26 protein-coding genes are annotated in these 26,173 nt (G+C 55.4%); 6 read left to right on the plus strand and 20 right to left on the minus strand.

Annotated features, from left to right (window positions below; genetic code table 11):
- Positions 1-163: 163 nt before the first annotated feature.
- The 3 genes from RMS03_RS05720 to RMS03_RS05730 are packed head-to-tail and all read right to left on the minus strand — an operon-like array spanning position 164 to position 2,981.
- On the minus strand, positions 164-544 hold the full coding sequence (locus tag RMS03_RS05720; RefSeq protein WP_310626134.1) for a hypothetical protein: 381 nt from the start codon (positions 542-544) through the stop codon (positions 164-166).
- Positions 541-1,230, minus strand: a complete 690-nt coding sequence (locus tag RMS03_RS05725) for a lytic transglycosylase domain-containing protein (RefSeq protein WP_310626135.1) — start codon at positions 1,228-1,230, stop codon at positions 541-543. The genes RMS03_RS05720 and RMS03_RS05725 overlap by 4 nt, the downstream gene beginning before the upstream one ends.
- A gap of 5 nt (positions 1,231-1,235) precedes the next feature.
- Positions 1,236-2,981: a proline--tRNA ligase gene (locus tag RMS03_RS05730; protein WP_310626136.1), complete on the minus strand. Its 1,746-nt coding sequence runs from the start codon at positions 2,979-2,981 to the stop codon at positions 1,236-1,238.
- Positions 2,982-3,086: 105 nt separating this feature from the next.
- On the opposite strand from RMS03_RS05730, the gene RMS03_RS05735 reads away from it, so the two are divergent.
- Entirely contained in the window at positions 3,087-3,701 is a 615-nt protein-coding gene (locus RMS03_RS05735) for an RNA pyrophosphohydrolase (protein WP_310626137.1), read from the plus strand.
- A 54-nt stretch (positions 3,702-3,755) separates the two neighbouring features.
- On the opposite strand, the gene proB is transcribed toward RMS03_RS05735, so the two are convergent.
- The 4 genes from proB to rplU all read right to left on the minus strand — a co-directional run bounded on the left by proB (position 3,756) and on the right by rplU (position 6,612).
- Positions 3,756-4,889 (minus strand): glutamate 5-kinase, encoded by a 1,134-nt coding sequence (gene proB, locus RMS03_RS05740; protein WP_310626138.1) that lies wholly within the window; start codon positions 4,887-4,889, stop codon positions 3,756-3,758.
- 6 nt (positions 4,890-4,895) lie between these two features.
- Positions 4,896-5,966, minus strand: a complete 1,071-nt coding sequence (gene cgtA / locus RMS03_RS05745) for an Obg family GTPase CgtA (RefSeq protein WP_310626139.1) — start codon at positions 5,964-5,966, stop codon at positions 4,896-4,898.
- A gap of 64 nt (positions 5,967-6,030) precedes the next feature.
- The gene (rpmA, locus tag RMS03_RS05750) at positions 6,031-6,288 is read right to left on the minus strand and encodes a 50S ribosomal protein L27 (RefSeq protein WP_104796974.1); all 258 of its coding nucleotides are present in this window, start codon (positions 6,286-6,288) and stop codon (positions 6,031-6,033) included.
- Between the two features lie 12 nt (positions 6,289-6,300).
- Positions 6,301-6,612 (minus strand): 50S ribosomal protein L21, encoded by a 312-nt coding sequence (gene rplU / locus RMS03_RS05755; RefSeq protein WP_104796975.1) that lies wholly within the window; start codon positions 6,610-6,612, stop codon positions 6,301-6,303.
- Between the two features lie 192 nt (positions 6,613-6,804).
- On the opposite strand from rplU, the gene RMS03_RS05760 reads away from it, so the two are divergent.
- Both RMS03_RS05760 and RMS03_RS05765 read left to right on the plus strand, forming a co-directional pair.
- The gene (locus RMS03_RS05760; RefSeq protein ID WP_310626140.1) at positions 6,805-7,734 is read left to right on the plus strand and encodes a polyprenyl synthetase family protein; all 930 of its coding nucleotides are present in this window, start codon (positions 6,805-6,807) and stop codon (positions 7,732-7,734) included.
- 102 nt (positions 7,735-7,836) lie between these two features.
- On the plus strand, positions 7,837-8,214 hold the full coding sequence (locus RMS03_RS05765; RefSeq protein ID WP_310626141.1) for an H-NS histone family protein: 378 nt from the start codon (positions 7,837-7,839) through the stop codon (positions 8,212-8,214).
- Positions 8,215-8,253: 39 nt separating this feature from the next.
- On the opposite strand, the gene fabG is transcribed toward RMS03_RS05765, so the two are convergent.
- The 6 genes from fabG to RMS03_RS05795 form a co-directional block, all read right to left on the minus strand.
- The gene (gene fabG / locus RMS03_RS05770; protein WP_310626142.1) at positions 8,254-8,997 is read right to left on the minus strand and encodes a 3-oxoacyl-ACP reductase FabG; all 744 of its coding nucleotides are present in this window, start codon (positions 8,995-8,997) and stop codon (positions 8,254-8,256) included.
- A 15-nt stretch (positions 8,998-9,012) separates the two neighbouring features.
- Positions 9,013-9,963, minus strand: a complete 951-nt coding sequence (gene fabD, locus RMS03_RS05775; protein ID WP_310626143.1) for an ACP S-malonyltransferase — start codon at positions 9,961-9,963, stop codon at positions 9,013-9,015.
- Positions 9,964-10,004: 41 nt separating this feature from the next.
- Positions 10,005-11,006: a beta-ketoacyl-ACP synthase III gene (locus RMS03_RS05780; protein ID WP_310626144.1), complete on the minus strand. Its 1,002-nt coding sequence runs from the start codon at positions 11,004-11,006 to the stop codon at positions 10,005-10,007.
- A gap of 12 nt (positions 11,007-11,018) precedes the next feature.
- Positions 11,019-12,050 carry a phosphate acyltransferase PlsX gene (gene plsX / locus RMS03_RS05785; protein WP_310626145.1) on the minus strand — a complete coding sequence of 344 codons (1,032 nt, stop codon included), beginning with the start codon at positions 12,048-12,050 and terminating at the stop codon, positions 11,019-11,021.
- 73 nt (positions 12,051-12,123) lie between these two features.
- Complete coding sequence (rpmF, locus tag RMS03_RS05790) at positions 12,124-12,306, minus strand: 50S ribosomal protein L32 (protein ID WP_310626146.1); 183 nt, start codon at positions 12,304-12,306, stop codon at positions 12,124-12,126.
- A gap of 98 nt (positions 12,307-12,404) precedes the next feature.
- The gene (locus RMS03_RS05795) at positions 12,405-12,944 is read right to left on the minus strand and encodes a YceD family protein (RefSeq protein ID WP_310626147.1); all 540 of its coding nucleotides are present in this window, start codon (positions 12,942-12,944) and stop codon (positions 12,405-12,407) included.
- Between the two features lie 26 nt (positions 12,945-12,970).
- Between RMS03_RS05795 and RMS03_RS05800 the strand changes: the two genes are divergently transcribed.
- Entirely contained in the window at positions 12,971-13,576 is a 606-nt protein-coding gene (locus RMS03_RS05800; RefSeq protein ID WP_310626148.1) for a Maf family nucleotide pyrophosphatase, read from the plus strand.
- Positions 13,573-14,340 carry an SAM-dependent methyltransferase gene (locus RMS03_RS05805; protein WP_310626149.1) on the plus strand — a complete coding sequence of 256 codons (768 nt, stop codon included), beginning with the start codon at positions 13,573-13,575 and terminating at the stop codon, positions 14,338-14,340. Before RMS03_RS05800 ends, RMS03_RS05805 begins: the two co-directional genes overlap by 4 nt.
- A gap of 112 nt (positions 14,341-14,452) precedes the next feature.
- Here RMS03_RS05805 and RMS03_RS05810 read toward each other — a convergent pair whose 3' ends face one another.
- The 5 genes from RMS03_RS05810 to RMS03_RS05830 form a co-directional block, all read right to left on the minus strand.
- A complete protein-coding gene (locus RMS03_RS05810) occupies positions 14,453-15,616 on the minus strand; it encodes a type I restriction endonuclease (RefSeq protein ID WP_310626150.1) in 1,164 nt (387 codons plus the stop codon).
- 129 nt (positions 15,617-15,745) lie between these two features.
- Positions 15,746-16,717: a S49 family peptidase gene (locus RMS03_RS05815; RefSeq protein WP_310626151.1), complete on the minus strand. Its 972-nt coding sequence runs from the start codon at positions 16,715-16,717 to the stop codon at positions 15,746-15,748.
- Positions 16,718-16,740: 23 nt separating this feature from the next.
- Positions 16,741-17,124 carry a Rieske 2Fe-2S domain-containing protein gene (locus RMS03_RS05820; protein WP_310626152.1) on the minus strand — a complete coding sequence of 128 codons (384 nt, stop codon included), beginning with the start codon at positions 17,122-17,124 and terminating at the stop codon, positions 16,741-16,743.
- Complete coding sequence (locus tag RMS03_RS05825; protein WP_310626153.1) at positions 17,117-17,776, minus strand: HAD-IA family hydrolase; 660 nt, start codon at positions 17,774-17,776, stop codon at positions 17,117-17,119. Before RMS03_RS05825 ends, RMS03_RS05820 begins: the two co-directional genes overlap by 8 nt.
- A gap of 3 nt (positions 17,777-17,779) precedes the next feature.
- Positions 17,780-18,793, minus strand: coding sequence for an RluA family pseudouridine synthase (locus RMS03_RS05830; RefSeq protein WP_310626154.1), 1,014 nt, complete (start codon positions 18,791-18,793; stop codon positions 17,780-17,782).
- A 560-nt stretch (positions 18,794-19,353) separates the two neighbouring features.
- On the opposite strand from RMS03_RS05830, the gene RMS03_RS05835 reads away from it, so the two are divergent.
- Positions 19,354-22,377 (plus strand): Rne/Rng family ribonuclease, encoded by a 3,024-nt coding sequence (locus RMS03_RS05835; protein ID WP_310626155.1) that lies wholly within the window; start codon positions 19,354-19,356, stop codon positions 22,375-22,377.
- A 90-nt stretch (positions 22,378-22,467) separates the two neighbouring features.
- Here the strand turns inward: RMS03_RS05835 and RMS03_RS05840 are convergent, their stop codons facing one another.
- Both RMS03_RS05840 and RMS03_RS05845 read right to left on the minus strand, forming a co-directional pair.
- A complete protein-coding gene (locus RMS03_RS05840; RefSeq protein WP_310626156.1) occupies positions 22,468-25,569 on the minus strand; it encodes a type I restriction endonuclease subunit R in 3,102 nt (1,033 codons plus the stop codon).
- Positions 25,566-26,165 carry a restriction endonuclease subunit S gene (locus RMS03_RS05845; RefSeq protein WP_310626157.1) on the minus strand — a complete coding sequence of 200 codons (600 nt, stop codon included), beginning with the start codon at positions 26,163-26,165 and terminating at the stop codon, positions 25,566-25,568. The genes RMS03_RS05840 and RMS03_RS05845 overlap by 4 nt, the downstream gene beginning before the upstream one ends.
- Positions 26,166-26,173 lie beyond the last annotated feature (8 nt).

Genomic DNA, 26,173 nt, shown 5'->3' on the forward strand with positions numbered 1-26,173 from the left:
GAAACTCTCGTCGACGTGTGCGTTTACTTTGCAGCTCAAAGCCGCTGATCGATAGGCTGGTTTGTTTCATGTGTATTCAACGCAGTCTATGGCGTTCACGCTGTCAGGGTTTACAAGAAGGTTATGCAGATGTTCCTTAACTATTTTTTACTTGTGTCTTATTTCACAGGCACCAACAATTGAGTTGTTTTGCACTTGGCATTGCCGTAACGCTGTAGACACAGATTGGCTGCACATGAAGCGATGCCATGTTGCGCACGGTTTCATTTTGGTCCACTTCTCTCATTTCTTGGTATGTCAACAGTTCAGGACGCGTGATGTCGGTACAAAGCGTGCGCATTTGGTTGCCGTCTCTGCTGGCAAAGCAGCTACGCATGCCTGTCGATATCTGCACCATGCGTTGACGGGTTTCAATCTGCTGCACTTTCTGAACCGGATAGTCAGCAAAAACAGTGGCCGAACATTCTTGCTCAACGGCACGGTAGGCTTGGGTAGCGCAGCCCGCGAGGAGCGCACCTGAAACCACGGCCAGCCAGAACTTCATTGCCACCCCTTTTGCGCCGCTAACACGGCGTTTGGATATTGCACCTGTCCACGGCTGCCGTTGTAGCGCCCAAGTGCCAATACTAAATCTCCGTTTTCAAGGTTCAAGTAGTGCCGCAAAATCACGCAGCCAAAGCGCAAATTGGTTTGTGCTTGAAACAGCACACTGGCATCCCCCTCGGCCAGCACACGTGTCCAAAACGGCATGACTTGCATGAAGCCCCGCGCACCTGCGCTGCTGATGGCGAATTTACGAAAACCACTTTCGACTTGGACGAGTCCCAGCACCAGCGATGGCTCCAAGCCTGCACGCTGGCTTTCATACCAAACAGTTTGTAAAAACTCACGGCGCAAGTGGGGGTTGGCTAGCTCATGCGTCAACAAGTCCGGCGGGCCATTGGGCGTTGCCGCGGCCGTGGCGACATGCGCAGGTGCAGCACTGGCTTTGCGGCGTTGCACTTGTTTTTCTAAGCGGGCTTCTGTCTGAGCGAGCCATTGCTGGAACATGTGGCCCGCCTTGTTGTCGGCATGCACCAAGGTGGGCGGGCCAGACGGATGCACCACCGCACTGAGAGCGGTGCGTACCGAGTCGATCAGGGGCTCTTCTCGCTGGCTACCCGCATGTGCAGATGCACTGATCAGCAGCACGCACCACACACGACTGAACAGGCGTATGCAGCGGACCATGTGCATCACAAACCGAGTTTGGCTTTCACATGCGCCAACACATCGGCCACGGGTACTTTGGTGGACTCGGCGTCGCGGCGGTGTTGGTACTCGACCATGCTGTCTTTCAAACCTTTGTCACCAATGGTGATGCGGTGTGGGACACCGATGAGTTCCCAATCAGCAAACATCGCGCCTGGGCGCTCGCCACGGTCATCCAAGATAACGTCCACACCAAGGGCCAACAGTTCTTCGTAGAGTTTGTAAGCGGCGGCTTTGACGTCTTCGCTGCGGTCTATGTTGACAGGGCAAATCACGGCGGTGAAGGGGGCGATTGCATCGGGCCAAATGATGCCGCGCTCGTCGTGGTTTTGTTCAATCGCAGCAGCGGGCAAACGCGTGACGCCAATGCCGTAGCAACCCATTTCCATGAATTGGGGTTTGCCGTTCACGTCCAAGAAGGTGGCGTTCATGGCTTGGCTGTATTTGGTGCCGAGGTAGAACACATGGCCGACTTCGATGCCACGCTCAATGGCGAGCACGCCTTGGCCATCGGGCGAAGCGTCACCCGCCACCACGTTGCGAATATCGGCCACCCAATCGGGCTCGGGCACATCGCGGCCAAAGTTGACGCCTGTCATGTGGAAGTCGACTTCATTGGCGCCGCAAATCCAGTCGGCTATCACGGCCACATCGCGGTCGGCGACGATTTTGAGCGGTTGCTTCAAGTTGACGGGCCCAAGATAGCCTGGCTTGCAGCCGAAGTGGGCTTCAATTTCAGCCGTCGTCGCAAAACGGAAACCGCCTTCAAAGCCAGGCAGCTTGCCGACTTTGACTTCGTTCATGTCATGGTCGCCGCGCACGAGCAAGAGCCACACGGTGGACTTGACGACTTCGTCCTTGTCGTTGAGCGTGTCCGTGGCCAATACCAATGACTTGACGGTGGTGCTCAAGGGCACGTTCAACAACGCGGCCACGTCTTCGCAGGTGCTCTTGCCTGGTGTAGCGACTTGGGTCAACGCTTGCGTCGCTGCGCCGCGCGTTTGCGTGGGGGCCAAGGCCTCGGCCTTTTCCATGTTGGCAGCGTAGGTGCTGGTGGGGCAATAGACGATGGCGTCTTCGCCGGTGGCGGCAATCACTTGGAACTCTTCGCTTAAGTCGCCGCCAATCGCGCCACTGTCAGCGGCCACGGCGCGGTAGGTCAAGCCGAAGCGATCAAAGATTTTGCGGTACGCACCGGCCATGACTTGGTAGCTTTGCTTGGCGCTGGTTTGGTCGCGGTCGAAGCTGTAAGCGTCTTTCATGATGAATTCACGGCCGCGCATCAAGCCAAAACGTGGGCGACGTTCATCACGGAATTTGGTTTGAATTTGGTAGAAGTTTTTGGGCAGTTGCTTGTAGCTGCGAATTTCTTGGCGAGCGATGTCAGTCACCACCTCTTCGCTGGTGGGCTGCACCACGAAGTCACGGCCATGGCGGTCTTGGATGCGCAGCAACTCAGGGCCCATCTTGTCAAAACGACCTGTCTCTTGCCACAGCTCGGCGGGTTGCACCACGGGCATGGCGAGTTCTATCGCGCCCGCTTTGTTCATTTCTTCGCGCACGATGGCCTCGACCTTGCGAATCACGCGCAAGCCCATGGGCATGTAGTTGTAGATGCCCGCACCGAGCTTTTTGATCAGTCCCGCGCGCATCATCAATTTGTGGCTGACCACTTCGGCGTCAGCAGGGGCGTCTTTGAGGGTGGAAATAAGAAACTGGGAGGCTTTCATGCGGGCAATCGAATCGTCAATTTAGTAGAGAATTAGGACAAATTTTGAGTGGACGGGTGCAGCTCTGTGCATAATCGACTTAGTTTAAAAATTTGAGGTTTGATTATGCTTGACCGAGAAGGGTTCAGACCCAACGTCGGCATCATCTTGCTCAACCAGAAAAATCAGGTTTTTTGGGGCAAGCGCATCCGCACCCACAGTTGGCAGTTCCCGCAGGGTGGCATTGATCGAGGAGAAACCCCCGAGCAAGCCATGATCCGAGAATTGCACGAAGAAGTGGGGCTCAAACAAGAGCATGTGCGCATCGTTGCCCGTACCCGTGATTGGTTGCGCTATGAGGTGCCAGACCGGTTCATCCGACGTGATGCGCGTGGGTTTTACAAAGGCCAAAAGCAAATTTGGTTTTTGCTGCAGTTGGTCGCGCCCGACCATCATTTGAATTTGCGTGCCACCGATCATCCCGAGTTTGATGCTTGGCGTTGGAACGATTATTGGGTGCCACTGGATGTGGTGGTGGAGTTCAAGCGCGGGGTGTATGAAATGGCGCTGACCGAGTTGTCGCGCTTTTTGCCGCGCCACGACAACCGACGTTATTTCCGCACCAGCCAACACCCCACACCAGACAACAGTGGCATGCCCAAACAATTTGGCGCATCCATGAATATGGAGTTGCCGCCAGGTGCGACGTTTGACCCAGACCCACAAGCAGGACTGCGCTAACCACCAAGGTCTCTATGTGACAACGCCCACCTGTGAAAACAGGTGGGCGTTTCTTTATTTAGAGAGTACCAAGTTGTCGCGGTGCACCATCTCTGGCTCGGCGGCATAGCCGAGCAATGCAGTAATTTGTCCTGAAGGCTTGCGACACAACAAGCGCGCTTCCGCAGCTGCGTAGTTGGCCAAGCCACGGGCAACTTCTTGGCCTTGGCTGTCTAGGATGGCAATCACTTCGCCCCGCGAAAAGTCACCATTCACACCGTTCATACCAATGGGCAACAGACTAGAACCATCAGCTCTGAGCTTGCTGACCGCGCCATTGTCAATGATGACGGAGCCGCGCAGTTGCAGATGGTCTGCCATCCATTGTTTGCGGGCTTGTTGCTTTTGCGTTTGTGCAATCAGCAAGGTGCCAATAGCTTCACCTTGGGTCAGACGCACCAAGGCATCTGGTTCGCGACCCCATGCGATGACGGTGGAGGCCCCTGAACCCGCCGCGCGTTTAGCGGCCAAGATTTTGGTGATCATGCCGCCTTTACCAAGGCTAGAACCTGCGCCGCCCGCCATTTCTTCCAGCGCTGCGTCACCTGCACGGGCCTCATGCACAAAGGTAGCGGTCGGATCATGACGTGGATCGGCGCTGTACAAACCTTTTTGATCGGTCAAGATGATGAGCGCGTCGGCCTCGACCAAGTTGGCCACCAACGCACCCAAGGTGTCGTTGTCGCCAAACTTGATTTCGTCATTGACCACGGTGTCGTTCTCGTTGATGACGGGTAACACGCCGTGCGTGAGCAAGGTCAACAAGGTCGAACGGGCATTGAGGTAGCGCTCGCGGTCGGCCAAGTCGGCATGCGTGAGCAGCACTTGGGCAGAACCCAAACCGTTTTCGCGCAACTTGGTTTCATACATCTGAGCCAAGCCCATTTGCCCGACGGCGGCAGCGGCTTGCAGCTCGTGCAGCTCTTGCGGGCGCGTGGTCCAGCCCAGGCGCTTCATGCCTTCGGCAATCGCACCACTGGAGACCATGATGACTTCGCGACCATCGCGCACCAAGGCGCTGAGTTGGCGACACCATTCACCAATGGCTTGTTCGTCTAAGCCACGGCCTTCATTGGTGACCAAGCTAGAGCCAACCTTGACCACGATGCGTCTTGCATCGCGCAACACAGTGGAAGTCGACAGCGTCATGGCTACTTATTCAGGCGTTGGCTCAACAAAGCGTGGATCCACATACTCCGGTGGCTGCTCCGCCACCTGCTGCGCTTTGATGTGTTTGAAGATGTCCTTGATCAGATGCTCGCATCCCTCACGCGTGAGTGCCGAGATTTGAAACACAGTACCTTTGTATTTCATGCGTTTGACAAAGTCAGCCACCAAGGCTTCGCGCGCATCGGCAGCCACCATGTCGAGTTTGTTGAGCACAATCCAACGTGGTTTGTCGTACAAGGCTTTGTCATATTTTTTGAGTTCGTTGACGATGGCCTTAGCTTGCACCACAGGGTCCACGCCTTCATCGAACGGCGCAATATCCACAAGATGCAGCAACAAACGGGTGCGCTGCAAATGGCGCAAAAACTGATGCCCCAAACCAGCGCCGTCAGATGCGCCCTCAATCAAACCCGGCACATCGGCCACGACAAAGCTTTGCTCAGGCCCGACGCGCACCACACCTAAGTTGGGGTGCAAGGTGGTGAAAGGATAGTCGGCAATCTTGGGGCGCGCATTGGAAATGGCTGAAATCAAAGTGGACTTGCCAGCGTTGGGCATGCCCAACAAACCAACGTCAGCCAACACTTTCAACTCAAGCTTGAGTTCGCGTTTTTCACCGGGCCAGCCTGGTGTTTTTTGACGCGGCGCACGGTTGATGGCGCTCTTGAAACGCATATTGCCAAAGCCGCCATCCCCGCCCTTGGCGATGGTGATGACTTCGCCTGGGGTGAGCAACTCAAACAGCACATCGCCGGTTTCAACGTCGCTGATGATCGTGCCCACGGGCATTTTCAAGGTGATGTCGTCGCCTGCATGGCCGAACATGTCGGAGCCCATGCCGTGTTGGCCGCGTTTGGCCTCGTGGCGGCGCGAATAGCGGAAGTCCACCAAGGTGTTGAGATTGGGGTCTGCCACAGCGAACACATGGCCACCGCGTCCGCCATCACCCCCGTTGGGGCCGCCGAACTCTTTGTACTTCTCATGACGGAAGGAGACGCAGCCGTTCCCCCCATCACCAGCGGCGATGTCGATATAGGCTTCGTCTACGAATTTCATGGGTCTAGTGTAAAAAGTAAAGCCCCGACAAGTCGGGGCTTTGTCACAAATCGGTTTGAAAAAATCAAACGGGTGTGATGTTGACCATGTGCTTGTTCAAAGCGCCTTTAACGCCGAACGACACGTGGCCGTCAACCAATGCGAACAAAGTATGGTCTTTACCCACGCCGACGTTGACGCCGGGGTGAAACTTGGTACCACGTTGACGCACGATGATGGATCCAGCAGAGATCAACTCACCGCCAAAAGCTTTCACACCGAGCATTTTGGGCTTGGAATCACGCCCGTTGCGCGTAGAGCCGCCGCCTTTTTTCTGTGCCATGTCAAATGCTCCTTAGCCGTTGATGGAAGCAATCTGCAGCTCTGTGAACTGCTGACGATGCCCTTGGCGTTTTTGGTAATGCTTACGACGACGCATTTTGAAAATGCGAACTTTGTCGTGTTTGCCATGAGACAAAACTGTCACTGTGACAGTTGCACCGGACACCAAGGGTGTGCCGACCTTGAGTTCAGCGCCGTTACCGACTGCTAACACTTGATCGATCACGATCTCTTGGCCTACGTCCGCAGCAATCTGTTCTACTTTAATTTTTTCGCCAGCAGCAACACGATACTGTTTGCCGCCGGTTTTTATGACCGCGTACATGTGAGACCTCTAGATAAGAATCTATGTGGATATCTACGGACGGATTTCCGCAGAGCCCAAAATTATATCAGTGAATGGCTCCACTTGGCCAATCCCTATAATCCAACAGCATTTCAACGCTTTTCATCCTATTTTTCTAGTCCCGCTTTGTCCACCACACCCTCTAATCCTTTAGTCCTAATTGCAGCCGATATGACAGAAGTGGACCGCGTCATCGCGCAACGCTTAGATTCAGGCGTGCCGTTGGTGGGCACTGTGTCGCAATACATCATCTCCGCCGGCGGCAAGCGCATTCGCCCTGCCCTGCTGTTGCTCATGGCAGGCGCGTTGGGCTACACCGATGCCCAACGCCACAACTTGGCCGCCGTGGTGGAGTTCATCCACACCGCCACCTTGTTGCATGACGATGTGGTGGACGAATCCACCCTGCGTCGCGGTCGCCCCACCGCCAATGAGTCATTTGGCAACCCTGCCAGCGTGTTGGTGGGCGACTTTTTATATTCCCGAGCCTTCCAAATGATGGTGGACTCAGGCGAAATGCGCGTCATGGAGGTATTGGCCGAAGCTACCAATGTGATTGCTGAGGGTGAAGTGCTGCAATTAATGAATATGCACGACGCCTCGCTCGACGAAGTGGGCTATTTGCGAGTCATTCGCTCCAAAACCGCCAAGCTATTTGAAGCCAGCACACGCTTGGCTGCCATCTTGGCTAAGAGTTCGCCCGAGGTCGAAGCGGCTTGCGCCGACTACGGCCAAGCCTTAGGCACCGCTTTTCAAGTCATTGATGATGTATTGGATTACGATGGCCAAGCTCATGAGTTGGGCAAAAACTTAGGTGACGATTTGCGCGAAGGCAAAAATACCTTACCGCTCATCATTGCCATGCAACGCGGCACACATGCACAGCGTCAAACCATTCAAAGTGCCATTGAAAACGGCGAAATGACCGCATTGAATGAAATCGTAGCGATTGTGCGTGCCACTGGTGCTCTAGAGGCTACTCGCGCAGCTGCTAGCGCAGAAGCAAAACGCGCTATTGCAGCCCTCAGCCTCTTGCCCGCTAATTCTTACCGTGATGCGATGCAATCCTTAGCAGCACAACTGCTCGATCGCCGTAATTAACGCGGTATATCCGAATCAAAGCCCGCTGCATGCGGGCTTTTAAGTTTGGCGAGTATGTTTAGAATCGGGGCTTATTTTTAACATCCTGCATAGGAATATCTCATGGCACGTATTACCGTCGCAAATCAACTCGCAGCCATTCGTAAGCAACGTGAGCTCTTAGATAAAAAAGAGCAGGCTTTGAAGTCAAAGTCTCACGATAAAGTTTTGGCAAAGATCATCATGTTGGCGAAAGAGGCTGGATTGACAGCTTCGGATCTCACAAAAGCATTGGGTTCGACAAAATCTAGTAAGGCCTCAAAAACCCCGAAAACAATTAGAAAAGGTGCGTTAGCAGGCAAAAAAGTTGCTCTTAAATACCGCAATCCATCAAACCCAGAGCAAACTTGGACAGGTCGCGGTGTCTCCCCTGCTTGGGTTCAAGCTTTGAAAGCCGCTGGCACTTTAGATTCAGCATTAATTACGCCCTCCGCTGCGTAATTATTTAAATCACCAAGGTTGAGGTATTTCAGCAGCCTGTTAAGTCATGAACATGCCTCCGTTGACATGCAGCTCTTGCCCCGTCACGTAACTGGCATTTGCGCCCGCAAAATAGGCTACAGCATGTGCAATGTCAACAGGCTTGCCAAGGTGGCCCAAAGGGATTTGGCCTAGCAAGGCTTTTTGTTGTTGTTCAGGCAAGGAAGCCGTCATGTCGGTCTCGATAAAGCCTGGGGCCACACAGTTGACCGTGATGCCACGACTACCCAACTCACGCGCCAAAGCGCGGGTCATGCCAGCCACACCAGCCTTGGCCGCTGCGTAGTTGGCTTGACCAGGGTTGCCCGATGCGCCCACCACACTGGTGATGCTGATAATGCGGCCATAGCGTTGCTTCATCATGGGGCGAATCACGGCGCGTGACACGCGGAACACGGCTTTGAGATTGGTGTCGAGCACGGCATCCCAATCGTCATCCTTCATGCGCATGGCCAAGGTGTCACGGGTGATGCCCGCATTGTTCACCAACACATGCAAAGCTCCATGCTCTTTGGTGATTTGGTCAATCAACGCCTCGACTGCGGCGCCTTCGTTCACATTCAAATTTGCACCGCGACAACCTGCGTGTGCAGACAACGCTTGGGTGATTTTGGCTGCGCCGTCATCTGACGTGGCCGTCCCGATGACCAAATAGCCTTGTTGGGCCAACTCTTGGGCAATGGCTGCACCGATGCCGCGCGAAGCGCCCGTCACCAAGGCAATGTGTTGTTTGTCGTCTCTCATATTCTTCTCTTTTGATTAAGCCAGTGCAGTTTTGACTTCGGCCAAACTGGTGGGGTCAAACAAGGGCAAGCCAGTTAAATCTGCGTCAATGCGTTTAGTCATTCCCGCCAAGACCTTACCTGGGCCGCACTCGACCAAAGTGGTCACACCACGTGCCTTGATGGCAGCCACGCATTCAACCCAGCGCACAGGACCAAAAGCTTGACGATACAAAGCATCACGGATGCGATCAGCATCGGTTTCTACCGTCACGTCGATGTTGTTCACCACAGGGATTTGCGCGGCGGCAAAAACAGTGGCAGCGAGTTTTTCTTTCAGACGTTCGGCTGCGGGCTTCATCAAGCTCGAGTGGAAAGGAGCAGACACTGGCAAAGACAAGGCACGTTTGGCGCCGTTGGCTTTGAGCACTTCGCAGGCTTTCTCTACAGCAGCTTTGCTGCCCGCAATCACGGTTTGACCTGGGTCGTTGAAGTTCACGGCCTCCACCGTCTCGGCAGAACCTGCTCCAAAGGTGGCTTGCGCTTCGGCGCAGCCTGTAATCACTTGTGCCGCTGTCATACCCAAAATCGCAGCCATGGCACCCGTTCCCACTGGCACGGATTCTTGCATCGCTTGTGCACGGAAGCGCACCAAAGGTGCAGCTTTGGCCAAAGTCAGCACACCAGAAGCAACCAAGGCCGAGTATTCACCCAAGGAATGGCCAGCGACCACGGAAGGTATAGCGCCGCCTTCAGCCAACCAAGCGCGGTACGCCGCCACAGCGGCCACCAACATCACAGGCTGAGTGTTGGTGGTCAAACCCAGGGCTTCTTTAGTACCTTCATGAATGAGCTTGGCCATGTCTTCGCCCATGGCGTCAGACGCCTCGGCCAAAGTTTGAGCCACCACAGGGTTGTCACCCCAAGCGTCGAGCATGCCGACGGATTGAGAGCCTTGGCCCGGAAATACAAAAGCAAATGAAGTCATAACGTCTATGAAAAGTTTGTCACATCAAGTCTGGCGCAGACTTACAACTTAACGAGTACCGCACCCCAAGTGAAGCCACCGCCCACGCCTTCTAGCATGAGTGTCTCGCCTTTTTTCACTTGACCGCTGCGCACGGCTTTGTCCAACGCCAGCGGAATTGATGCCGCAGACGTGTTGCCGTGGTCTTGCACCGTCAAAACCACCTTGTCCATTGGCAGCTTTAGTTTTTTGGCCGTGCTTTGGATGATACGAATGTTGGCCTGATGAGGAATCAACCAATCAATGTCGCCGTCCGTCAACCCAGCTTTATCCAGCACGGTGCGTGCAGCGCCTTCTAGCAAACCCACCGCCAACTTGAATACAGCTTGTCCGTCCATCTTGAGCACAGGGTCGCCCAAGATACTGCCATTAAGCACATGGCCTGGGACACACAAGATGCCCACATGTTTGCCATCAGCATGGATGTCTGTGGCCAAGATGCCAGGCGTGTCCGACGCTTCCAGCACCACAGCGCCAGCACCGTCGCCAAACAGCACGCAGGTGGTGCGGTCTTGGAAGTCGAGCAAGCGCGAGAAAACTTCAGAGCCGACCACCAACGCCCGCTTGACCGAACCCACGCGAATCATGGCATCGGCCACGGTCAGTGCATAAATAAAGCCACTACACACAGCCTGCACATCAAATGCGGGAGCACCCGCAATGCCAGCGGCGGCCTCGTCCAACTGAGCCAACTTGTGCTGCAAGATACAGGCAGTCGAGGGGAACACCATGTCTGGGCTAGACGTGGCAACAATGATGAGGTCGATGTCTTGGGGGCGGCAACCTGCGGCGGACAACGCTTGTTTGCAAGCTTCAAACGCCAAGTCGCTGCTATTGACGTTAGATGCGGCGAAGTGGCGGGCACGGATGCCTGTGCGCTCCACAATCCATTCGTCGGAGCTTTCCACGCCTTGTATGGCAAGTTCCGCAACCAAGTCTGCGTTGGTCAACCGGCGAGGAGGGAGAAAACTTCCAGTGCCAGTGATTCGGGAGAAACGGGTCATTAATCAGGTGGCTCAGGCCGAGACGTCTAATTGTCCAAGAGCTAACAGAGGAGCCGCATGGGCAATACGAGAACGTACACGTTCGAGCAAGTTATGGTGGGCCGCATCATACGCGCGGTTCAAAGCAGTACCAAAGGCCACATCGTCCGCCGAGCCGTGGCTTTTGAACACAATACCATTCAAGCCCAACAGAGCTGCACCGTTGTAACGCCGATGATCAACCTTGTCTTTAAAATTAGAAAGAACGGGATAAGCGAAGATCGCTGTAATTTTCGTAAAAATATTGCGTGTAAACGAGTTTTTTAAGGTTTCGCTGATTTTATGCGCCAAACCTTCACTGGCTTTGAGCGCCACATTGCCAACAAAACCATCGCAAACGATCAGATTTACCGTGCCTTGGTAAATATCATTACCTTCGACATTTCCATGGAAATTCAAATCCCCAGAGTTAGAGGCAGCTCGCAACAATTCACTAGTTTTTTTGATGATTTCGTTGCCTTTGATATCTTCTTCGCCAATATTTAGTAAACCGACTGTGGGGCTTTCAATGTTGTCAAGCACGGAAACCAAGGCCGAGCCCATGACTGCGAATTGCAGCAAATGCTGCGGCGTGCAATCGACATTGGCGCCCAAATCCAGCATGGTCGTGCCACCGCCCTTGAAGTCAGGCATGCGGCCTGCAATGGCGGGACGATCAATGCCCTCGATTGTTTTAAGCACATAACGTGCAATCGCCATCAAAGCACCCGTGTTACCTGCAGAGACCACTGCTTGGGCTGCACCGCTCTTGACCTGCTCGATGGCCACACGCATAGACGAATCTTTTTTGCGACGCAAAGCCACTTCAATAGGGTCATCCATGGCCACCACTTCAGAGGCGGCAACGATGTGAGCGCGAGGATGTGAGAAAGAGGACATCGCATCGGGCAGACCCACCAGCAAAAGCTGCGCATCTGGATGTGTGTCTAAGAAACGGCGACAAGCCACCAGCGTGACACGCGGGCCGTGGTCGCCACCCATGCAATCAACAGCAAGAGTGGTCATGCAGGTTTCTTCTCGTCAAAAAAACAAAAGCCCGAGGCGCTAGAGAGCCACGGGCCTATGAGGATTGAAGTAATTAAGCTTCAGACTTGGTCTTCAGCACTTTGCGACCACGGTAGAAACCGGTTGGGCTGATGTGATGACGCAAGTGGACTTCGCCAGTCGTTGGCTCAACGGCTGTGCCAGGAGCTGTCAACGCTGTGTGAGAGTTGTGCATGCCGCGCTTGGAAGGAGATTTTTTGTTTTGCTGGACAGCCATGATGGCTCCTGGACTTAAATGTGGTTAATCATTGGGCCACAAACCAACTTGGGTCAGCGTGACACGAAGCCTATGATTATAGCCCAACTCATCATCTCTCAGTGCTTGCGTATTTTGAGTGATGCAAGCACCGCAAATGGATTGGGTTTAGCCTCAGACATGGCCGCCTCTTCTTCTTGGGAAGTTGGCACCTGCTCACTCAAGCAACCCTGGTGCATGGGCACCAAAGGCAAACTCATCAGCAGTTCGTCTTCAATCAGCGCCAACAAATCAAAGCTGTCCTCCAAGACCAATAAATCTTCCTCAGACTCATCATCTTCAGCCAAGGCTGTGGCTTCGTCGGGCACAAAGCGAAAGTTTTGCTCAATCAGCAAGTCCACGGGTACGGGGTGTAAGCAACGCTGACATGTCAAAGGCACCGTTGTTTTGGCTTCGAGGTGCAACCACGCCGCGTCTTTGCCACTTTGGTCTGGGTCGAGGGCCCCTTGGGCTGACCACGCCACATGGCCCGGCACATCACCCGTGCAATCTTCAGCCAAACGCGCAAACTCAACCAGTGGTGTCTCACCTTCCACGTGCATTTGCGCTTTGGCAAAGGCTTTGACATCGAGGCTGTGAAGGTTCTTTGGATTTTGCATGCGGGCCAGTGTAAGAGAATCCACCCATGTCTCAAGCTCAACCCGCCCTGATTTTGGGCTCCACCTCCCCCTACCGCCGCGAACTATTGGCGCGATTGCGCATCCCTTTTGATGTGGTCAGCCCTGAGGTGGACGAAACCCCTTTGGCTGGTGAAGCCCCGCAAGCCCTAGCCACCCGCTTGGCCTTGGCCAAAGCAAAAGCCGTGGCAGCCCTGCACCCCGACGCGGTGGTGATTGGCTCAGACCAAGTGGCCGACCTTCATGGCGAGCCGCTCGGTAAACCCGGCACCCACGAACGCGCCGTATTGCAGCTGCAACGCATGCGCGGTCAAACCGTGGTGTTTCAAACGGCGGTCTCGGTGGTGTGCCAAGCCAAGCACTTTGAACAAACCGAACTCGCACAAATCAAGGTGCGCTTTCGCGACCTCAGTGATGCCGAAATCGAGGCCTACTTACGAGCTGAAGAACCCTACGACTGCGCGGGGAGCGCCAAAAGCGAAGGACTAGGCATCGCATTGCTCGACGCCATTGAGAACGACGACCCAACAGCCCTGATTGGCCTGCCCATGATTCGCACCGCCCGCTTGCTACGTGCCGCAGGCATTGACTTACTTGGAGCCATGCAGCAATGAGTAACGCAAGCAAAGGCACGCTCTACCTCGTGCCCACGCCACTCGACTTTGGCTGCGACACACAAGCCCCCATCACCGATGTGCTGCCACAAGAAACCTTGCGCATCGCCGCAGGCGTCACGCACTGGATCACAGAGAACGCCAAAAGCACCCGTGCCTTTTTGAAGCGCGTGGACGCCCATGTGCCACTGGCTAAAACCATCCAAGAAAACACCATCACTGAGCTGCCCCGCGAGGTACACAAAAAAGGCGACCACACGGGTGAGTTTGATGCCAAGCCCCTGCTCAAAACTGCCTTGGCAGGCCGCGATGTGGGCCTGGTCAGCGAAGCCGGCATGCCTGCGGTGGCTGACCCCGGCTCGTCCGTGGTGCGCGCCGCGCATGATTTGGGCATTCGCGTGGTGCCGCTGGTCGGGCCCGTGTCACTGCTGCTGGCCTTAGCTGCCAGTGGGCTGAACGGCCAAAACTTTGCCTTTGTGGGCTACTTGCCGCAAGACGGCGCAGCACGCACACAACGCTTGCGCGAGCTAGAAGGTCTCGTGGCCAAACACGGCCAAACCCAACTGTTCATCGAAACCCCCTACCGCAACCAAGCCTTGTGGGATGCGCTGGTCAACGGCCTGCAAGGCAACACCCGCTTGGCGCGCGCGAGTGGTTTGACCATGGCCACCATGCAAGTGCAGTGCAAAACGGTGCAAGCGTGGCGCAGTGCCGGCAAGGCGCAAATCTCAGGGGATCCCACCGTGTTTTTGATGGGCAAGTAACGCCATACATGCGCCATGAAAAAGGCTCCTCGCGGCAAGCCGTTCGCTTAATCTGTTGATGCGGTAGCTTCGCGTAGTTCAATACGTACCCCTTCGGAGGCCCGTTTGTTTTTCAGTCCCCGAGGCTGCCCACAAGATCGCGGCCATGGGCGACATTAGCCACGTCGCAGGCCATGGCGATGATTTGTCCAATCGTCTGTTTGCTGTAGTTCGTGCTCATCCACCAACCCGAATCAAGCTTGATCGAGCAATCGCGAACCAAGTCCGGCCGATCGCGGTATAGGTCATTGGCATCCCGTGCCAGATATCGGCGGGTCCTGCCATGCTTGGGCAAGCCAGCGAACCGCTCGCCGAACGTGGGGTCCCACTTGATGAACAGGTCGAACACTTGCCTTAGCGTGTCAATGGCGTTTCGTGCGGGGTAGAACTGGCCCTCGAACGAGAATCCAGTCTGTCCGTGCGGGACCGCAGTTCGCAGAGGGACGGCAGTTCGGGGAGTTGGGGCAGCGATGGTTTCAAGAGGCCTGGCGGCCTCTTGCGCTGGCACGGGGGCAGGTCTTTGGATGGGCTGTATTGGAGTCCTTGCCGGAGCAATTGGTTGGGCGGCACGGCCCGCGACGCTATCCTTCAAGAAGGCCGCCACCATGTCAGGACCGGGCTTGAATCCGTACAGGCTTTCCACGCGGTCGGCAACGATTTCCAACAGCATCTCGTCTTCGTCGGCAATGATCTGATGCCAAGCCTTGGGGAAGGCCGCAAGCATCTGCCGATTCTTCGACACGTTGCGGTAGTCGTCTCGTGCGGCTTGTATAGCGGCGCCCGAGGCGACCGCCGAATGCAGCAGATACCGCTCCAACCGCTCGGAGCACTCCTTCACATCGCGATCGACGATGTCGAGTTTGTAGACCCTCCGCTCGCCGTAATCGCCCTGTTCGCCTGGCAGGAAGAAGTTCCACTCGCGGCCGTCGGTGAGGATGGCCATGGGAACGCCATCGTGGAATGCATATTCAAAAAGCTGCCGTTCGGCTCCGTCGCTCTGGCCGATCTGCTTGACCTCGATGAAGGCGATGGGCTTTCCTGGCGGGCTGCATAGGGCGTAGTCGACGCGTCGGCCGCTCAGCGAGTATTCGGGCCACACCGCGTCGGTGTCGTAGGAGGGCCAACCCAAGGCGTGCAGGAGACGCAGGACGATGCCTTGCGAGACGGACGCTTCGTTGGAAAAGCGGCCAGCCCTGATGCCAACCCGAATTGCTTCGATATCTTGTTCGACTCCCATGCACAGCTCTCCACTACATGTATCGCACACATATTACAGGAACCGTCACAGATTAAACGAACGGCTTGTCCTCGCGGAGCCTTTTTGCTTTGAGCCAAAGCGAACAAGTCGCTCGCAACTTTTAAAATATCAACGCACCGCAGGCATGGTTTGCAAGGCACGCATCGCGCCTTCGCCAATCGCCGCACCAAAACGCTTGGCCAAACGCTCGGCCACGTTATCGTGGCGGGTGTAGTCGATGATGTCTTCCGCTTTCACGATTTCCCGGGCCACGTAGTCGAGGTTGCCCAAGCCATCGGCGAGGCCCAACTCCACGGCTTGCTCACCGCTCCAGAAAAGACCACTGAACAATTCTGGGGTTTCTTTCAAGCGTTTGCCGCGGCCATCGCGCACCACTTGGATGAATTGCTGATGAATCTGGTCCAACAAGGTTTGCGCATGCGCACGTTGAGGCTTGGTTTGCGGACTGAACGGGTCTAAGAAACCTTTGTTCACACCCGCCGTCATCAAGCGGCGCTCTACGCCGAGCTTGTCCATCAAACCCGTGAAGCCAAAGCCATCCATGAGTACGCCAATGCTGCCCACGATGCTGGCTTTGTCCACATAAATTTCGTCTGCCACCACAGCGATGTAATAAGCGGCCGACGCACACGACTCCTCGACCACGGCATACACGGGTTTTTTGTGTTTTTCTTTCAAGCGGCGAATCTCATCGTTGATGATGCCCGCTTGCACGGGGCTGCCGCCGGGGGAGTTGATCTGCAAGACGATGGCTTGCGAACCCTCGTCCTCAAACGCCGCACGCAAAGCCGTGACCACCCACTCTGCACTGGCATCTGCGCCATCGGCAATTTCACCTTTGATGGCCACCACCGCCGTATGCGGCTGGCTCGGGCTTGAACCACCCACGCCACCTTTGTGCATGCCTGTCCACACCAGCACGACGGCCAAAGCAAACCAAGCCATGCGCAAAAAGATACGCCAGCGGCGACTGGCGCGCTGCTCGGCCAAAGTAGCGAACACTAGGCGCTCCAAGGTGTCACGCTCCCACACCGTTTTGTGGCTGGGGGTCTCGGAGGGAGGCAAATGAGGTTCAGACATCGAAATATCTTTTCTATCAAAAGTTAATCTAAAAATTCAAACGGTTTCAAGTTGTACGCAGTATGCCAGTGGACCACGCCATCACGCTCAGACAACGCCACCTTGACCAAGCCACCTCGGCACGGCCCACCTGCGCACGCACCCGTATCTGGCGCGTACTCGGCGCCGTGCGTGGCACACAACAACCAGCGGCCACTGGCATCAAAAAACTGGTCGGGTTGATAGTCCATCTCCATCGCCACATGGGTACATCGGTTCAGGTACGCATGTGGCTGGCCTTCAAAGCGAATCGCAAAGGCGCGGCAGGTTTGGCCTGCATAAACCACATCGAAGGGCACCGCATGACCCCCCTCGGCTAAATCAGTGCCGTGGCACAAAGGGATGATTTGCGACTCGAAATCAAGCATGGACCAACAACCAATCGTGCAACTCCTTCACAGAGTGCGCCACAAAGCGTGGCTTGAACGGCTCAAACTGACTGTGGTCATGGGCGCCGTAACTCACCCCCACACTGGCACAGCCTGCGTTGAGCGCCATTTGCAAATCATGCGTGGTGTCGCCAATCATCAAGACGCGCTCGGGCTCGACGCCAAACTCTCGCATCAACTCCTCCAACATGCGCGGATGGGGCTTGCCTGCGGTTTCGTCGGCGGTACGAGAGCCATCGAACACACCTTGCAGCTCTGCCGTGCGCAAAGCCTCATCCAAACCGCGACGGCTTTTGCCCGTGGCCACCGCCAGCCAGTGGTGCCGCTCACGCAATGCCGCCAACAAAGACAACACACCATCAAACAAAACAATGTCGTTGGCATGCCGCATGTAATGAAAGCGGTAACGCTCGTCCAACAACGGGTATTTGTCTTGCGGCACATCAGGCGCGGCATGGGCCAGCGACGGCATGAGCGCCATGCCAATCACATACGAGGCCGCTTCATCCGTGGGCTTGGCACCGCCCACATCCACCACCGCAGCCTGAATACAGTGGGTGATGATTTGCGTGGAGTCAAACAGCGTGCCGTCCCAATCGAAGGCAATCAAATCAAACTGGCGTGGGCGCATGGCTTAAACGTTGAGGTGAGGTTGGATGATGGGCGGCTGCACCGCATCCACAAAGTTTTTCAACTCAGGCGGTAGCGGGGCTTGCAAGCTAACAGGCCGATGGTTTTGTGGATGCTGAAACTTGAGCTGCCACGCATGTAAGAACATGCGCTTGAGGCCCATTTTTTGCAAAAGTTTGTTGTGCTCAAAGTCACCGTATTTGTCATCCCCCGCAATCGGGTGGCCTTGCCTGGCCAAATGCACACGGATTTGATGGGTACGGCCTGTCTTGATGGTCACCTCCAGCAAGGTATAAGGCCCCACCGTGCGCGCCACGCGAACCAGCGTGATGGAGCGCATGCCATTGGGATCGTCTTTGTCCACCACTTTGACGCGGCGCTCGCCCTCGCCCACCCCGTTTTCAACGGTGTACTTGAACAAGGGTGAATCAATCACCTTCTTGTTCGATGGCCACAGACCCAGCACCAAAGCCAAATAGGTCTTGCCCGTTTCACGGTCGCGAAACTGGTCTTGCAAGTGTTTCAGCGCGCTGCGCTTCTTCGCCACCAACAGTACGCCCGAAGTTTCGCGGTCCAAGCGATGGACCAGTTCTAAATTCGTCGAGGCGGGGCGGGCGCGGCGCAATTGCTCAATCACACCAAAGCTCACCCCACTGCCGCCGTGCACAGCCACGCCTGCGGGTTTGTCGATGGCGATCATGGCCTCGTCCTCCATCAAGACGGGGAACTCTCGGGCAGGCGCCGGTGCATCGGCCTTGGCCTGCACTTGGGCCGAGATGCGCACAGGCGGCAAACGCACCAAATCGCCCGCCTCCACCCGTTGGTCGGCGCTGGCGCGGCCTTTGTTGACCCGCACCTCACCGGAGCGAATGATGCGGTAGATGTGGGTTTTTGGCACGCCCTTGAGGTGGCGCATGAGAAAGTTGTCGAGGCGCTGCCCCGCCGAATCTTCGTCGACCGTCAGTGTTTTTACTGAGGGTGCAGGAGTTGGGGCCGAAGCCCCTATAATGTGATTCACTAGCGTTTTGCTCTAAGTGCTTGATTTAACACAGATTAGACCATGTACTGACGAACGCGGTAAGGTCGATGCCCCTTTTGTGCCCGCGACGCAGACCCCGTACCCAAGAGACGGTGTGGCACTCGCCCCAAAAGTTGAGCCGACGCTCAGAAAACACTGAAACGGAATACCCCAAGTTGTGGAGGCTCATTTTGAAAAGCCTCCATGACGGATCTCTGCAAGAAGCAAAAACGATGGTTGTGGCAATGTTAATGTTGATGGAGCTCTGCACCGAGTGGCTTTTGCCACCGACGGTATGCAGCGTTGCGCGTCGCACCCATGCCCGCTGGACCAGCCCTGTCTCCCCTGCACCGGCCGATCAAGCCACGCACTCGACAACAGGACAACCGCGACTTCTTGCCCTTATCCACGCGCCCACACACCACCCCCTGCGCTGATCATTTTTTGATTCGCGCGGCGGCCACGGTTTCAGCGGCAATTCCCTTTGTTCTCCGACGTCCCTCAGGCATCGTTGGCCCGTCATGGGCCTGTGATGATTTGACACGTGAAGGAACCGCATCATGAAACGGATGCTCATTAATGCAACCCAGTCGGAAGAACGCCGCCTAGCCATTGTCGACGGCCAAAAGCTGCTTGACTATGAAATTGAAATCGAAGGCCGCGAACAGCGCAAAGGCAACATCTACAAGGCAGTAGTCACCCGCGTCGAGCCCTCGCTCGAAGCTTGCTTTGTGGACTACGGCGAAGACCGCCACGGCTTCTTGCCGTTCAAAGAAATCTCTAAACAGTACTTCGCCGAAGGCGTATCTGCGAGCCAAGCCCGCATCCAAGACGTCATCAAAGAAGGGCGGGAACTCTTGGTCCAAGTGGAAAAAGAAGAACGTGGCAACAAGGGCGCCGCCCTGACCACCTTCATCAGCTTGGCCGGTCGCTATGTGGTGCTCATGCCCAACAACCCACGGGGGGGTGGCGTCAGCCGTCGCATCGAGGGCGACGACCGCGCCGAACTCAAAGAAGCAATGGATCAATTGGAATACCCCAAGGGCATGTCCATCATCGCGCGCACCGCTGGCATTGGCCGCAGCGCCCCTGAGTTGCAATGGGACTTGAACTACTTGCTCAAGTTGTGGGCCGCCATTGATGGCGCCAAGGGTGCCAAAGGCGCGTTCTTGATTTACCAAGAATCCAGCTTGGTCATCCGCGCCATCCGCGACTACTTCAACCATGACATCGGTGACATCCTCATCGACACCGATGACATCTACGAGCAAGCGCACCAGTTCATGGCTCACGTCATGCCAGAGCACGCCGCTCGTGTGAAGCGCTACAGCGACGAAACCCCGTTGTTCAGCCGCTTCCAAATCGAACACCAAATCGAGTCGGCCTACGCCCGCACCGTCAACCTGCCCTCGGGCGGCGCGATTGTGATTGACCACACCGAAGCCTTGGTGTCGGTGGACGTCAACTCGGCCCGCGCCATCAAAGGCGGCGACATCGAAGAAACCGCGACACGCACCAACCTCGAAGCCGCCGACGAAGTGGCCCGCCAAATGCGCTTGCGCGACTTGGGTGGCCTGATCGTCATCGACTTCATTGACATGGACGAAAGCCGCAACCGCCGTGACGTGGAAAACCGCTTGCGCGACGCATTGCGCCACGACCGTGCCCGCGTACAGTTCGGCAACATCAGCAAATTTGGCTTGATGGAAATGAGTCGCCAACGCTTGCGACCTGCGCTCTCGGAAGGCGCTTCCATCCCCTGCCCACGTTGCGGCGGCTCTGGCCACGTGCGTGACACCGAGAGCTCGGCGCTGCAAATCTTGCGCATCATCCAAGAAGAGTCCATGAAGGACAACACCGCCGCCGTGTATGCCCAAGTGCCGGTGGAAGTAGCCTCGTTCTTGTTGAACGAAAAGCGCACCGAGATTGCCAAGATTGAAATTCAACAACGCTTGAACGTGTTGCTCGTGCCGAACAAGACACTGGAAACACCCAACTACAAGTTGGAGCGTTTAAAGCACGACGACCCCCGCCTCGACCGCGTAGAAGCGAGCTACAAAATGGCCGAGGAGTTTGAAGACCCCACTGCCGTCACCCGTCGCTCACAAGAACCTACAAATAAGCAAACGCCCGTCATCAAAGGCGTGTTGCCTGATGCGCCTGCGCCAGTGCACTTGTCCAAACCTGTAGCTCCTGCCAAAGCACCCGCAGCACCAGCACCAGCGCATACCAAAGTGGTCAAGCACGCGGACAAGGCAAAAGCCAAATCAGGCGGCTTGTGGGGTTGGGTCACGTCGCTGTTCAGTAGCGATTCAGACGACAAAGCCAACCCCGCTGTCGGCGACAAGAAACCCAGCGAGCGCGGTGAGCGTCGTGATGGTCGCAGCGCCAATGGACGCGGCGGTCGTGGCGAGCGCGGTGAGCGTGGTGGGCGCGGTGGCCGTGGCGGTGATCGCGCCGAACGCGGCACGGACGGGCGCACAGAACGCAATGCCGAAGGCCGAACAGAGCGCAATGCCGAAGGCATTGAAGCCCGTGGCGAACGCGCCGAGCGCCCTGTTCGTGGCGAACGCAACACAGAAAATCGTGGTGAAGGTGGTCGCAGCGAAGGCAACCGCGAAGGTCGTGGCCCACGCCAAGACCGCAACCGCGGTGGCCGTGGTGAAGGTCCGAACGGCCCTCAGGCAGAAGGCCAAGCAGCCCTCGACACCAACGCCACGCCCGAGGCCCAAGCCGAAGCACGTGCCAAAGCACGCAACGAACGCATGGCCCGTGAAGAACGTGGCGAGCGCACCGATGGCGATACAGGCGGCGAACAACGCGAACCTCGCGCTGAACGCAGCGAACGTGGTGAGCGTGCAGAACGCGGTGAAGGTGGCCAAGGCCGTCGCGAGCGCAGCCCACGCGGCGAACGCAACGAAGGCCGCCGCGAGCGCGCCCCACGCCTAGACGAGAACGGCGACCCAGAAGTTTTGCCACTCGACAACGCCCCAGTGGCTGAAGGCCAAGCACCGCAAACCGACGACAACGGTGGCGAGCGTCGTGAACGCCGTTCACGCGACCGCTATGGCCGTGACCGCCGCGAGCGTGGCGATCGCGCACCGCGTGAAGAAGGTTCCGCAGAACAAGGCGGCCACGCCCCAACTGCTGAGCACGACCATGCGGCGCATGACCACACATCGCCTGATCAAACGCAACAAGAAGCCCGCGAGCCACGTCAACCGCGCGAACAACGCGAACCTCGTGGTGAACGTGCTGAGCGTCCAGAGCGCCAAGAACGCAGCGACCACGTGCCACGTCACGGATCGCGTGATGAAGCGCAGCCAGCCGCACCTGTAGCCCAAGCCCCTGCACGCACAGGCATGCCTCGCGTTCAAAGCTTCACACTGCCGTTGGGAGAGATGCAAGCCGTGGCCCAAAGCTCCGGTTTGGAATGGGTCAACTCCAACCCAGACAGCATCGCTGCGGTGCAAGCCGCCATTGCGGCCGAACCCAAGCCTGTGCATGTGCCGCGTGAGCGTCCACCACAGGTGATCATGGATGAAGGCCCGCTGGTGTTGGTCGAGACCCGCAAGGATCTGTAAACCACACCACCCCGCAGGAGGTTGAGCGAACCCAACAAAACGGCCTAGAGAAATCTAGGCCGTTTTTGTTTGAACCCACTGATTGAGCCGTTAGATCAATCCGAAATACCGATCAAAGAATCGCGTCAACTTTTCAAGCACGGCATGTTTTTTGTCCGCGTGATTGTTGCCCTTTGAAAATCTAGACACGGGCGGCAGAATTTTTGCAATGGCCGTGCCTGCGCTTGAAATCACACCATCACGAAATGCGCCTTCCATGAAGCTGCGCGTCTCTTCAGGATGGAGGCTTTCTTCGCCGATGATGTGCTCTAGCTCTTGCACCTTCTTCGCCGCCACAAACACCTGCCACTGTGCATCTACCTTGGACTTGGTAGTCACAGAGTCCACAAACTGTTCAACGAGGTCTTTCTTGTTGCGCAAACTTGGGCTTGCGTTGATCGCACGCTCAATGTTGGCCAAAACTTCTTTGTCCTCGCCTGTGCCCTTGTTCTTCAGGTATTGCTCGACCAGCAACAAGATGTAGTCAACGTTGATCTCCACTTGCTTGATCAGCTCGATCTCGAACACCACATCGTCGTTAATCGACTCTTTCTCGGCGGCTGAGGTGCTGCAGAATTCAGCATACAAATTCAAATAAATGCTTTGATAGTCTTGGAACTCTCGCTGAGTCAATATCTCATTGCCTGCAAAATCATCAAATGCAGACAAGATATTTTTCAGCCGCAAAATAGCGCTGAACAGCTTGATGAACGTCTTTTGCGCCGACTCGCCCACAATGACTTGTCCCAATGGGAACTCGTCAAACAACTTCCTCACCAGATTTTCATAATCGTTGTAATACGTCGCATAAGGCTTGAGCAACACAACCCCTTTGGCCTCCTTGTTGCCAAACAGGGCTAACGCTTCATTGGTCGCTTCATCCAAGTTTCGAAACGAAACAATATTTCCGTAAGTCTTGACCGAATTCAAAATGCGGTTGGTCCGCGAATACGCTTGAATCAAACCATGGCTCTTTAAGTTTTTATCCAGCCACAGCGTGTTGAGTGTGGTGGCATCAAATCCCGTCAAAAACATATTCACCACGATCACGATATCCAGCTCGCGGTTTTTCAGGCGTTGTGACAAATCCTTGTAATAGTTTTGAAACCTATCCGCCGACGTGTCGTAGCTCGTGCCAAACATGGCGTTGTAATCGGCAATGGCCGCCTCCAAAAAATCGCGTGAGTTTTGGTCTAGCGCCTCTGTTTCAAACACCTCCTCATGCAGCAAACCCTCTGGCTCTTCTTCGTTGGCGACAAAACTGTAAATCAAGCCAACCTTCAAACGCTGCGCTGGCGGCAGTTGCTTTTGTTGCTCTGTGAACTGCTGGTAGTAATGCTTGGCGGCCTCAATCGACGCACACGCAAATAGCGAGTTGAACCCACTGAGCCGTTGCGTGCGTCGCGCCTCTTCAAGTTGATTCTTGCTGACGATGACTTCCGCCACATTCGCCACCACGCTATGCGCATAGTTGGCACCGCTGTTGCGCTTGGTCTTTTGATCGAAGTGCTCCAAGATGTAGCGTACGATTTGCGAAACGCGCTGCGGCGCAAGCAGCGCTTGCTCCGTATCAATACTCGACACCTGCTTATCTTTGATGCTCGCTTTTGACTTGATGGTGTTGATGTAGTCAATGCGAAACGGCAACACATTCTTGTCGGTGATGGCATCCACAATCGTGTAGGTGTGCAGCTTGTCGCCAAAGGCTTGCTCAGTGGTGCGTCGCAGCGGGTTACCCGCTGTGCCCGAGTTCTCCACAAAAATAGGTGTCCCCGTAAACCCAAACAAGTGGTAGCGCTTGAACGTGTGCGTGATATCCGTGTGCATATCGCCAAACTGGCTGCGGTGACACTCATCAAAAATGATCACCACATGCGCGTCATACACCGCGTGTTTTTTGTTTTTCGCCACAAAACGCGATAACTTTTGAATCGTCGTGATGATGATGCGTGCGTTCGGGTCTTCCAGTTGCTTTTGCAGCACCGCTGTCGACGTGTTGGAGTTGGCCGCACCTTTTTCAAACCGCTCATACTCGCGCATGGTTTGGTAGTCCAAATCCTTGCGATCCACCACAAACAACACCTTGTCGATCTCCGGCAAACCCCTTGCCAACTGCGCGGCTTTAAAACTCGTCAACGTCTTGCCGCTGCCCGTGGTGTGCCAGATGTAGCCGCCTGCCGCTACACCGCCCAACTGCTTGTGATTCGTCGCCGTGCCAATGCGCTGAAAAATGCGCTCTGCCGCCACAATTTGGTAGGGGCGCATCACCAACAGCTTGCGGTCAACGTCGAACACGCAGTACTTGGTCAAGATATTGAGCAGCGTGTGCTTGGCAAAAAATGTTTTCGTAAAACCCGCTAGCTCAGTGATGGGGCGGTTCTTCGCATCGGCCCACCAACTGGTGAATGAAAAGCTGTTGGATGTTTTACTTTTGCTGCCGCCTTTGCCACGCCGTGCGCTTTGTTCTCTCAAGTGCCCATCGCGCACCGTGTTGCTGTAGTACTTGGTCAGCGTGCCGTTGCTGACCACGAACAACTGCACATACTCAAACAAACCTGAACCCGCCCAAAAGCTCTCGCGCTGATAGCGGTTGATTTGGTTAAACGCTTCGCGAATATCCACCCCACGGCGTTTGAGTTCGATGTGCACCAAAGGCAGACCATTGACCAACACCGTCACGTCATAACGGTTGGCGCGCTTACCATCCACCTCGTATTGATTGATCACCTGCAAGGCGTTGTTATGAATGTTCGCCTTATCGATCAAGTAAATGTTTTTGATCGTGCCATCGTCACGCCTTAAAACCTGCACATGGTCTTCTTGAATGCGTTGGGTTTTCTCCAAAATCCCGTCGTTCGCACCTGCCACGCAGGTGCTGAAAAACTTCTCCCACTCAGCATCCGAAAACACCACCTGATTGAGGCGCTCTAATTGGTTGCGCAAGTTAGCGACCAAATCAGCCTCGTCAGTGATTGGCAGATACGCATACGCTTGCATCTGCAAACGCTCAAAAAATTCTTTTTCTAGCGCCGCCTCGGATTGATAAGTCGATGTTTGCTCCCTTGATACATCAGGCTCGTACTCGGCAACCACCGTGCTCTCGTTGGACACGGCCACCGCTTCATAGCGAGAAGGCTTGAGGTCTTCACTCATGCGGCTTCCTTAAACGTGAGCAAGCGGTCTCGGTAATGCTCGTACTGTTGGCGACGCGCTTTGATCTCGGCGGGTAGGCCTATGGAAATGTCGTTCACCAATGCGTCAAATTGGTCGAGGATGGTTGCAATCTTTTTTTGTTCCATCAAATCAAGAATTGGAACTCTGACTGCAGCCAGTCGAACTTTGGAAACGTTGAAGCGAGTGACACCACTTGCTGTACGGACAATCTGCGTTCGTATTTCCTCTGATCGAAAAAGATGTTTTGAAAACTCAGGATCCATGATGCTCGTGTCGCTGAGACGGTATCCAATGCAAAAACTGTTGAGATAGATAGGCTCTTTTACGTCGGTGGTCACAACTGAGGACATCCCCACCTCTTCTGGCGTCTCCGATGATCCCGTGAAAATGATGTCTCCCTTTTGCAGGGTACGCTGGTGCTCGGATGCTCCAATTTTGACAAAATCAGTCCTATTCGTGTCGACAGCGAGATTGTTAAATACGTTCATGTAGGTCACGAATCGAGAATTGCCATTTGTGAAATCAGTTTTTGATTTCCCAGTTAGGCCACCAAAAATTTTTCCAATATCACCCAAGGTCGTCC

Source organism: Limnohabitans sp. (genome assembly GCF_031538885.1).
Lineage (GTDB): Bacteria > Pseudomonadota > Gammaproteobacteria > Burkholderiales > Burkholderiaceae_C > Limnohabitans.

Coding starts and splice junctions, on each gene's coding strand:
- RMS03_RS05720 (WP_310626134.1), bottom strand. CDS start 544: ATGAAGTTCTGGCTGGCCGTGGTTTCAGGTGCGCTCCTCGCGGGCTGC.
- RMS03_RS05725 (WP_310626135.1), bottom strand. CDS start 1,230: ATGGTCCGCTGCATACGCCTGTTCAGTCGTGTGTGGTGCGTGCTGCTG.
- RMS03_RS05730 (WP_310626136.1), bottom strand. CDS start 2,981: ATGAAAGCCTCCCAGTTTCTTATTTCCACCCTCAAAGACGCCCCTGCT.
- RMS03_RS05735 (WP_310626137.1), top strand. CDS start 3,087: ATGCTTGACCGAGAAGGGTTCAGACCCAACGTCGGCATCATCTTGCTC.
- proB (WP_310626138.1), bottom strand. CDS start 4,889: ATGACGCTGTCGACTTCCACTGTGTTGCGCGATGCAAGACGCATCGTG.
- cgtA (WP_310626139.1), bottom strand. CDS start 5,966: ATGAAATTCGTAGACGAAGCCTATATCGACATCGCCGCTGGTGATGGG.
- rpmA (WP_104796974.1), bottom strand. CDS start 6,288: ATGGCACAGAAAAAAGGCGGCGGCTCTACGCGCAACGGGCGTGATTCC.
- rplU (WP_104796975.1), bottom strand. CDS start 6,612: ATGTACGCGGTCATAAAAACCGGCGGCAAACAGTATCGTGTTGCTGCT.
- RMS03_RS05760 (WP_310626140.1), top strand. CDS start 6,805: ATGACAGAAGTGGACCGCGTCATCGCGCAACGCTTAGATTCAGGCGTG.
- RMS03_RS05765 (WP_310626141.1), top strand. CDS start 7,837: ATGGCACGTATTACCGTCGCAAATCAACTCGCAGCCATTCGTAAGCAA.
- fabG (WP_310626142.1), bottom strand. CDS start 8,997: ATGAGAGACGACAAACAACACATTGCCTTGGTGACGGGCGCTTCGCGC.
- fabD (WP_310626143.1), bottom strand. CDS start 9,963: ATGACTTCATTTGCTTTTGTATTTCCGGGCCAAGGCTCTCAATCCGTC.
- RMS03_RS05780 (WP_310626144.1), bottom strand. CDS start 11,006: ATGACCCGTTTCTCCCGAATCACTGGCACTGGAAGTTTTCTCCCTCCT.
- plsX (WP_310626145.1), bottom strand. CDS start 12,050: ATGACCACTCTTGCTGTTGATTGCATGGGTGGCGACCACGGCCCGCGT.
- rpmF (WP_310626146.1), bottom strand. CDS start 12,306: ATGGCTGTCCAGCAAAACAAAAAATCTCCTTCCAAGCGCGGCATGCAC.
- RMS03_RS05795 (WP_310626147.1), bottom strand. CDS start 12,944: ATGCAAAATCCAAAGAACCTTCACAGCCTCGATGTCAAAGCCTTTGCC.
- RMS03_RS05800 (WP_310626148.1), top strand. CDS start 12,971: ATGTCTCAAGCTCAACCCGCCCTGATTTTGGGCTCCACCTCCCCCTAC.
- RMS03_RS05805 (WP_310626149.1), top strand. CDS start 13,573: ATGAGTAACGCAAGCAAAGGCACGCTCTACCTCGTGCCCACGCCACTC.
- RMS03_RS05810 (WP_310626150.1), bottom strand. CDS start 15,616: ATGGGAGTCGAACAAGATATCGAAGCAATTCGGGTTGGCATCAGGGCT.
- RMS03_RS05815 (WP_310626151.1), bottom strand. CDS start 16,717: ATGTCTGAACCTCATTTGCCTCCCTCCGAGACCCCCAGCCACAAAACG.
- RMS03_RS05820 (WP_310626152.1), bottom strand. CDS start 17,124: ATGCTTGATTTCGAGTCGCAAATCATCCCTTTGTGCCACGGCACTGAT.
- RMS03_RS05825 (WP_310626153.1), bottom strand. CDS start 17,776: ATGCGCCCACGCCAGTTTGATTTGATTGCCTTCGATTGGGACGGCACG.
- RMS03_RS05835 (WP_310626155.1), top strand. CDS start 19,354: ATGAAACGGATGCTCATTAATGCAACCCAGTCGGAAGAACGCCGCCTA.
- RMS03_RS05840 (WP_310626156.1), bottom strand. CDS start 25,569: ATGAGTGAAGACCTCAAGCCTTCTCGCTATGAAGCGGTGGCCGTGTCC.